At 40.4% G+C, this 7876-nt stretch carries 7 protein-coding genes; 4 read left to right on the top strand and 3 right to left on the bottom strand.

Annotated elements, in window-relative coordinates:
- Window positions 1–121 precede the first annotated feature (121 nt).
- Complete coding sequence (locus PI95_RS33860; RefSeq protein WP_039738693.1) at window positions 122–679, bottom strand: CAP domain-containing protein; 558 nt, start codon at window positions 677–679, stop codon at window positions 122–124.
- A gap of 154 nt (window positions 680–833) precedes the next feature.
- On the opposite strand from PI95_RS33860, the gene PI95_RS33855 reads away from it, so the two are divergent.
- Window positions 834–1295, top strand: coding sequence for a GNAT family N-acetyltransferase (locus tag PI95_RS33855; RefSeq protein WP_039738692.1), 462 nt, complete (start codon window positions 834–836; stop codon window positions 1293–1295).
- Between the two features lie 166 nt (window positions 1296–1461).
- On the opposite strand, the gene PI95_RS33850 is transcribed toward PI95_RS33855, so the two are convergent.
- Both PI95_RS33850 and hemN read right to left on the bottom strand, forming a co-directional pair.
- Window positions 1462–1899, bottom strand: coding sequence for a cupin domain-containing protein (locus tag PI95_RS33850; RefSeq protein ID WP_052324726.1), 438 nt, complete (start codon window positions 1897–1899; stop codon window positions 1462–1464).
- A 245-nt stretch (window positions 1900–2144) separates the two neighbouring features.
- Window positions 2145–3527: an oxygen-independent coproporphyrinogen III oxidase gene (hemN, locus tag PI95_RS33845; RefSeq protein ID WP_039738691.1), complete on the bottom strand. Its 1383-nt coding sequence runs from the start codon at window positions 3525–3527 to the stop codon at window positions 2145–2147.
- A 370-nt stretch (window positions 3528–3897) separates the two neighbouring features.
- Here hemN and acsF point away from each other — a divergent pair, with 370 nt between their 5' ends.
- The 3 genes from acsF to PI95_RS33830 form a co-directional block, all read left to right on the top strand.
- Window positions 3898–4971 (top strand): magnesium-protoporphyrin IX monomethyl ester (oxidative) cyclase, encoded by a 1074-nt coding sequence (gene acsF, locus PI95_RS33840; RefSeq protein WP_039738690.1) that lies wholly within the window; start codon window positions 3898–3900, stop codon window positions 4969–4971.
- A 142-nt stretch (window positions 4972–5113) separates the two neighbouring features.
- A complete protein-coding gene (locus PI95_RS33835) occupies window positions 5114–5572 on the top strand; it encodes a hypothetical protein (RefSeq protein ID WP_039738689.1) in 459 nt (152 codons plus the stop codon).
- Window positions 5573–5922: 350 nt separating this feature from the next.
- On the top strand, window positions 5923–7876 hold a 1954-nt coding region (locus tag PI95_RS33830), incomplete at its 3' end, for a tetratricopeptide repeat protein (RefSeq protein ID WP_163519442.1).

The following is a 7876-nucleotide window of genomic DNA, read 5'->3' as shown; positions in this document are numbered from 1 at the left end:
ATAGACAAAAATGGACAGCCTTCATCCGAGGATATCGTGGGGTATCGCGGATCTATAAAACAAGGCTGTCCATTTTTGTCCAGGTTCATTCCAAGGGGCGTTTTTTGTATTAAGGAGTTCTTCAACGCCGCAAAAACAATTGTGTAATATAGTAGCTGTTGCCAACTTTCCACACTCCTACACCGGTTTCGCTGAAAAACGGACGCAAAATATTCTCTCGATGTCCTGGACTTTTCATCCAACCGTCAATCGCTGGTGATACTGGTTGGGAAATATTCTTACTTGTGAACAAGTTCTCACCTACCACCCAATAATAAATTCCGCCTGCGCGTACTCGCTTTTCTAGGGTGCTGCCATTAGGTCCGGTGTGGCTGAAGAAGTTTTGTTCTGCCATTTGTCGGCTGTAGTTCCGGGCAACCTGCGCTAGTTTTTCATTATTTTGCAAGGGTTGCAGTTTGTTTTCCTGACGCACTTGATTGATACCTTGGCGAATTGCTGCCTCAATTTTGGCGTTACTAGCAGATTGGGCGTTTTGTTGAGGCGATCGCGCTTCGTTTGAGGATGTCTCAATTCTCGGTAAAGGTGGCAAATATTGCACTGCTGACTCACAGCTTGCCGTCAGAAGTGCGATCGCTGTCCCCATAACCCAAAGTATCGGGGGTAATTGACGTTGATGCATTTTAATAAATTTAATATTCAAAATAATCGGTTCTATCTTTAGTATTTAAAGTAAATGTGACAAAAAAGTGACAACAGAATGAAAAAAACGATTTGCCCCGACTTCTTGAAGAAGTCGGGGATCTGATTGGAAATAATAATTTTTGCGAGGTTCTATGAAACAAAGCGTGTCACTGCCAAATGGATGTATACTCCGTAGGGGGACATCTGAGGATATTTGGTCAATTAGATGGTTGGTGCTTTCCGCAAAACTTGACCCTACCCAAATACGCTTTTCGCAATTTTGGGTAATTGAATGCGAGGGGAAGATAGTAGCTTGCGGACAGCTTCGCAACTTTTATGATACACAAGAACTTGGTAGTTTGGTAGTTTCACCAGCTTGGAGAAATCGCGGTTTAGGAACTTTAATTACGCGGCATTTGATTGAAGAAGCAACTCAACCGCTATATTTAGAATGTTTGGGTCAGCGGTTGGCGGAATTTTATACACGCTTTGGTTTTGTAGTAATTGCCTTTGAAGAATTACCGCGATCGCTTAAGGGTAAGTTTGGATTGTCGCAATTAGGTAAAAAGCTGCTGGGAGTTCCTGTAGTGTTCATGCACTATCCAAGCAGCTAAAAGGACAGCTTTACGTTATTAAGTAAACATGCACTACATATGTAATGCGAAAGCGCAGAGCGCACGCTTCTCTTCTCATAATTGAGACGCACTGGCGTTCGAGACGCAACGCCAACGCATTCATCAACAGCGTAATTCTTTAGCTTGCCAATGATATTGTGGGAAATTATTTGGAAACCGGGTCTAGGAAGGCAGTTCCTGGTTTTCTAATCTGAAATAATACCAATTGAGCTGGCACCGTTGAGCTAGGATTCCTAGCACGCACAACGGCATTAATCGGCTCTTTAATTGCTTTGCCAGCAGGTATCGTAATTGAAGGCTGCCCTGACTTAAAATCAACGATATATTCACCACTAATTGTGTAAGCAAATACAGGCGACGCATGTGTATGCCAGATACTTACCTCTCCTGGTGCCAAAGTCGCCGTCAGCATTTCGCTTTCTAGTACTGCTGCTTTGGGTAAGTCGCTAGCCTTTTCATTGAGAACAACGGTTGGCTCTGGTGTAAATTGCTTTGCAGGAGCTTGTGCAAATGAAATCCCCCAGTACCCAACTATAAGCACGACAACAAGCAATACTACTGGAAGAAGTTGTTTAATTTTCATCCCTCACACCTCTACTGAAGATAGGGCATTTTCAGGTGGTTTTTCACCTTGATTTCTATTAAACCATCATCAAGCACTTTTACCAAGTCGCGCTCCATACAAACATGTAAAATCACTTCACCACGCTTGATAGCGCTAAAGACAAAAACTCTGTTACATTTTTGACAAAATTGATATCACCATCACCCGCAAAAAGAGGGAATGAGGGTAAGGTTTTTGAACGGAACTTGGTATCAATTCTCTACTCAAATGGCGCGAGAAAATTTTCTCTGGTGATTTCTGGTATGGGTATCAAAGATAACGGCAACATTTCTTAATAGTAGTTTGCCAATTTCTGTGATAATAATATATTTCGTTGATAACTCGACTAATTGATCGGCTTCTAATGGCTGTAACGCCTTTATTTCTAAGCTGAAGTATTCATCAAAGTTGATGTTATACTTCTTTTCAATGTCTGGCTTATGCAGTTCGTGGTGACACATAATAGACATGATGACATCTCGTCTAATAATGTCATCTTGGCTGAGTTTGATGCCTTTACTAATTGGTAAAACACCCGCTTCAATTCCGCGATAATAATCTTGTAATTGCTTGTGATTTTGAGCATAAGCGTCTTCTAGCATACTGATGGATGTAGCACCAAAACCAAAGAGTTCTGTTTCTGCTAGGGTGGTGTAGCCTTGAAAATTGCGTTTTAGCGTGCGATTTTGTTGAGCGATCGCTAATTCATCATCAGCTTTAGCAAAATGATCCATCCCGATAAATAAATACTTGTTAGCTGTCAATTCCTCAATCGTCATCTTGAGAATTTCTAATTTTTCTTGCGGTAGGGGAAGCTTATCTTCAGGAATATTTTTTTGTACAGGTTTTACCCACGGCACATAAGCAAAATTAAAGACTACAATTCGGTTCGGGTCTAATTCAATTGTCTTTTTTATCGTTTCTTTGAAAGTTTCGCGAGTTTGATAAGGTAAACCATAAATTAAGTCTACATTCACACTTTTGAAGTTAGCTTCTTTAATCCAACTCATGACATCAAAAAGCATTTCTTCAGGTTGAACGCGATTTACAGCGACTTGAACTTGACGATTAAAATCTTGGATACCAAAACTAATTCGGTTAAAGCCTATTTCTCTGAGAAAGAAAATATAATTTTTATCAACATAGCGGGGATTAATCTCAATTGAGATTTCCGCTTCTGAATCAATGGTAAAATGTTGCCTAATATTTTTCCACAAAAATTCTACTTGTTCAGGATTCAAATAGTTAGGAGTACCACCACCCCAGTGAATTTGCAGCACTTTTCTATCAGAATCAATTAAGGCTGCTGTATTTCTAATATCTTGAACTAAAGACTGCAAATAAGGTTTAGCAATATTCTTATTGTTGGAAATTACCGTATTACAACCACAGAAGTAGCAAGGAATTTGACAAAACGGTATATGGAAATACAAAGAAAGCGGAGATTTTCTTTGATTTGAGTTAGCGATCGCTTCTTTAAAATCCAGAACGCTAAATGCTTCTGTTAACTCAGTTGCCGGTGGATAACTAGTGTATCTCGGTGTCGGAGTATCATATTTTTGAATCAGATTAGAATCGAATTTTACGCTAGGAAGTATAAAAACCATAGTGAGTGGTAGTTAGTTGATAATGGATAGTGGATAAGAGTTAGTTGATAGAAATACACGTAGGGTGCCGTACTCTCGCAGCTAACGCACCCTACATATACTACTAACGCTATTAGTGTAGATGCAGATGCTAGTAATATTGATTTTTTTCTAAATGATTTAACGATTAATATTTGTCTAACTATAAATATATTAATCTGTTTTATTTGTTAAACAAAGTATTTCGTGTAAAAACGCTACAAACGAATTGCGTAAAAACCCAATATATCTAGCTAATTGTCGATTAAAAAGTTATTTTTCAATTGATAGACCTAGAAAGAAAATTATGGTTATATAGCTAATAAAGCATTAGATTAAAAGCAGAATTCTCATGGCTAATCTTCACACCCCAGAGCCTGAGTTACTGAAACCTGGTATTAAAGCACCAGTTCAGGAAACATTGTTAACACCCAGGTTTTACACCACTGACTTTGAAGCGATCGCGCAAATGGATATTTCGGCGCAAGAGCCTGAATTATTAGCAGTTTTAGAGGAGCTAAGAGCCGATTATAATCGGCATCATTTTGTACGCGGTAGCGAATTTGAACAGTGTTGGGATAGCATTGATGGTGAAACGCGACGTTCTTTTATTGACTTTTTAGAGCGCTCTTGTACTTCAGAATTTTCTGGTTTTTTGCTGTTTAAAGAACTATCGCGACGACTGAAAGAGCAAAATCCTATTTTAGCAGAAGCCTTTCTCTTAATGTCGCGGGATGAAGCACGTCATGCGGGATTTTTGAATAAGTCAATGGCAGATTTTAATCTTTCCTTAAACTTAAGTTATCTCACCAAGAATCGTACTTATACCTTCTTTCCCCCAGAGTGGGTTATTTATACTGTTTATTTATCTGAGAAAATTGGTTACTGGCGTTACATTTTAGTTTATCGCCATATGGAAGCACATCCAGAACACCAAATATATCCGTTATTTCGCTACTTTGAAAGTTGGTGTCAGGATGAAAACCGACATGGAGATTTTTTCAAAGCGCTGCTGCGATCGCAACCCCAGTTATGGAATAATTGGAAATCGCGATTGTGGGTACGTTTCTTTTTGCTGACAGTTTTTGCTACGCATACCTTGACAGTATTTGAACGAGCAACATTTTATGAATCTATCGGCATAAATCCCCGCGAATATAATACCAAAGTCATCGAAGAGACGAACAACACCGCTGCAAGAGCGTTTCCCTTGACATTGAACACAAATCACCCAGAATTTTTCTCTCGTCTAGAAAAGTGTTCCGAGAATAATCTAAAATTGGGGGAAATTAATGTAAGCGATCGCCCAAAAATTATCAAGTTAGTGCAAAAACTACCTTTGTTACTTTCCATCATCTGGAATCTGTTGCGAATTTACCTACTCAAACCCATTGATGCCGAATCATCACGCGCAACAGTTAGTTAAAATATAGCGTTTCCTGACCTAGCGAGGTACACCCGTAGGGGCACGGCACTGCCGTGCCCCTACACCTCGCAACTAAAAATCCGAAAAGCTGTACAGTAAGTTTGTATATTACTGTGTTGCTACTAAATTTACGTGCAAACTTATGGTAGAACCTCTTACGGCAGCAGTGATTGTCTCTTTATTTTTCTCTGAGGCAATCAAAGAAGGTGGAAAAGCTTTAGGTAAAGGTGCAGCTGATACATTTACTCTTTTAATAAACACCATTCGGGAAAAGTTTAAGGCAGAGGGAACAGAAGGGTTACTGACAAGAGCGGAAAATCAACCTACAGAAGCGAATAAGACAAAGCTGCAAGATGAACTACAAACCCAAATCGATGCTGATGAAGCATTTGCTCAGAAACTTAAGGATTTAGTTGCGCTGCTACAAGCACAAGATGCAACGATACGTCAAGTAGTTTTGAGTGAGATTGAATTAAGTGACGATTTAAAAGCAAAAGATATTAACCAAAAAGCTACGAGGGATGGTTCAGTTAACCAGGAAATGATTAAAGAGGTGAAAGCTAAAAGCATTGATGTAGGCAATTTAAATCAAGAAGCTTAAAACCGTAACTACCCATTCAGTATTAAGTAGGGGAGGCAGTTTGCGGTGTAGATTTTCTTCCCGCAAAACTGCCGTTGTGTTACGGCATTTGCCGTAACGCACTCCCGATGAATGGTGCGTTGCGCTTCGCTATAACGCACCCTACAAAGTAGATACGTAGGGTGCGTTAGCGACAGCGTAACGCACCAAATCTTTGATAATGGTATGTTACGGATTCAACAATCACGCACCCTACAATATCTAATTTTGTTCAAAAATTGTGTTAGGGCATTAAGGGTAAGGCATCGAGATAAATGGTGCGTTGCGCTTCGCTATAACGCACCCTACGAAGTTAAGATTTATTTAAAATCATGACTATTAATCCAGATTCTCAAGTTGTACAAAAAATCTTTGAGAATGTACGGGCTGAGGGCAATATTACAGTCGGAAACATTACCCAGATTTATCAAAGCGTTAGTAATTTGGGTAATATTCCTAAACCAACAGGTTTTCCGCAAAATATTCCTAAGAGTAGCACAGATAAGTTTGTCGGACGAGCAAGGGAATTAGAACGGCTCCACCAACAGTTACAACGCAATAATGAAGTAGTAATTGCTGCTGTGAAAGGTATAGGGGGAGTTGGGAAAACTGAATTAGCAATCCAGTATTCGCTGTTGCATTTGCAGTCGCATAATTACCCTGGTGGTATCTGCTGGTTGCGAGCTAGAGAGGAAGATATGGGAGTGCAAATCGTACAATTTGCGAGAACAGATTTAGGTTTGCAACCTCCAGATGATTTGGAGTTACCAGAGCGAGTCCGTTGGTGCTGGCAGCATTGGCAGCAGGGAGATACTCTGCTAGTTTTGGATGATGTGAAGGATTATAAGGATATAGAACCCTACCTACCACCACAACCATCTCAGTTTAAAGTATTAATTACAACCAGATTAAAGCTAGATTTAGCAGGTTCTTTGTTTTTGGAAGTTTTGCAAGAGTCAGATGCACTCTTATTACTGAGTCAATTGATTGGGGAAGAAAAGATAAATCAAGAGTTAGCACAAGCTCAAGAACTTTGTCAGCGTTTAGGATACTTGCCCCTAGCGTTGCAATTAGTTGGGCGATATGTGAAAAAGCGTAAGATATCTTTGGCTGAAATGTTACGACGGTTAGAGTCAAAAGGGCTAGGTCATCCTTCTTTAATAGTAAATGAAAATGATCCCACTTGGACACTCGATGTTAAACGGGGTGTTGCAGCTGCTTTTGAGTTGAGTTGGTCAGAGTTAAATGAGCAGGCTCAACTGTTAGGCTGTTTACTAAGTTTATTTGCTTTGGCTCCGATTCCTTGGTTATTGGTGGAAAGTGCTGCTAAAGAGCAAGACTCGGAAGAATTGGAAGATGCCAGAGTTGAATTAGAAAATTTGCACTTGCTTGTGGGTGAAGATAGTTATCAGTTACATCAACTGATTCGAGAGTTTCTCAGAGACAAGCAAAAGAACTTAGATGCTAGCGACGAGCAAAAATATAATTACTGCGCTGCAATAGTAAAAGAGGCACAGGAAATTCCTGAAACACCTATATTGCAAGAAATTACTAGATTCACTCCTTTTATCCCCCACCTTGCTGAAGTTGCCACTGTATACAAAAATTGGTTAAGTGATGAAGATTTAATTGTGCCGTTTCTTGGCTTGGGTAACTTTTATCGAGGTCAAGGAGCTTACGCACAAGCTTTACCTTGGCAAGAGCAATGTTTATTAGTTGCTTTAGAGCGCTTGGGAGAAGAGCATCCCTCTGTTGCCATGAGTTACAACAACCTCGCTTTGCTCTACGAATCCCAAGGACGGTACGGTGAAGCTGAACCACTGTTGCAAAAAGCTTTGCAACTAACGCAACGCTTGCTGGGAGAAGAGCATCCCGATGTTGCCATGAGTTACAACAACCTGGCAATGCTCTACGAATCCCAAGGACGGTACGGTGATGCTGAACCACTGTACCAAAAAGCTTTGCAACTAACGCAACGCTTGCTGGGAGAAGAGCATCCCCATGTTGCCATGAGTTACAACAACCTGGCAGCACTCTACCAATCCCAAGGACGGTACGGTGAAGCTGAACCACTGTACCAAAAAGCTTTGCAACTAAGGCAACGCTTGCTGGGAGAAGAGCATCCCCATGTTGCTCAAAGTTACAACAACCTCGCTTTGCTCTACTATTCCCAAGGACGGTACGGTGAAGCTGAACCACTGTACCAAAAAGCTTTGCAACTTTATCAACGCTTGCTGGGAGAAGAGCATCCCGATGTTGCCATGAGTTACAACAACCTCGCTTTGC

Source organism: Hassallia byssoidea VB512170, from assembly GCF_000817785.2.
Lineage (GTDB): Bacteria > Cyanobacteriota > Cyanobacteriia > Cyanobacteriales > Nostocaceae > Hassallia > Hassallia carrinoi.
The sequence above is the reverse complement of the archived record's forward strand: the minus strand, read 5'-3'. Positions and strand labels throughout refer to the sequence as shown.

What these genes read in the sequence shown, in the direction of transcription:
- acsF (WP_039738690.1), top strand. Translation starts at nt 3,898, where the DNA reads ATGGCTAATCTTCACACCCCAGAGCCTGAGTTACTGAAACCTGGTATT.
- PI95_RS33855 (WP_039738692.1), top strand. Translation starts at nt 834, where the DNA reads ATGAAACAAAGCGTGTCACTGCCAAATGGATGTATACTCCGTAGGGGG.
- PI95_RS33860 (WP_039738693.1), bottom strand. Translation starts at nt 679, where the DNA reads ATGCATCAACGTCAATTACCCCCGATACTTTGGGTTATGGGGACAGCG.
- PI95_RS33850 (WP_052324726.1), bottom strand. Translation starts at nt 1,899, where the DNA reads ATGAAAATTAAACAACTTCTTCCAGTAGTATTGCTTGTTGTCGTGCTT.
- PI95_RS33835 (WP_039738689.1), top strand. Translation starts at nt 5,114, where the DNA reads ATGGTAGAACCTCTTACGGCAGCAGTGATTGTCTCTTTATTTTTCTCT.
- hemN (WP_039738691.1), bottom strand. Translation starts at nt 3,527, where the DNA reads ATGGTTTTTATACTTCCTAGCGTAAAATTCGATTCTAATCTGATTCAA.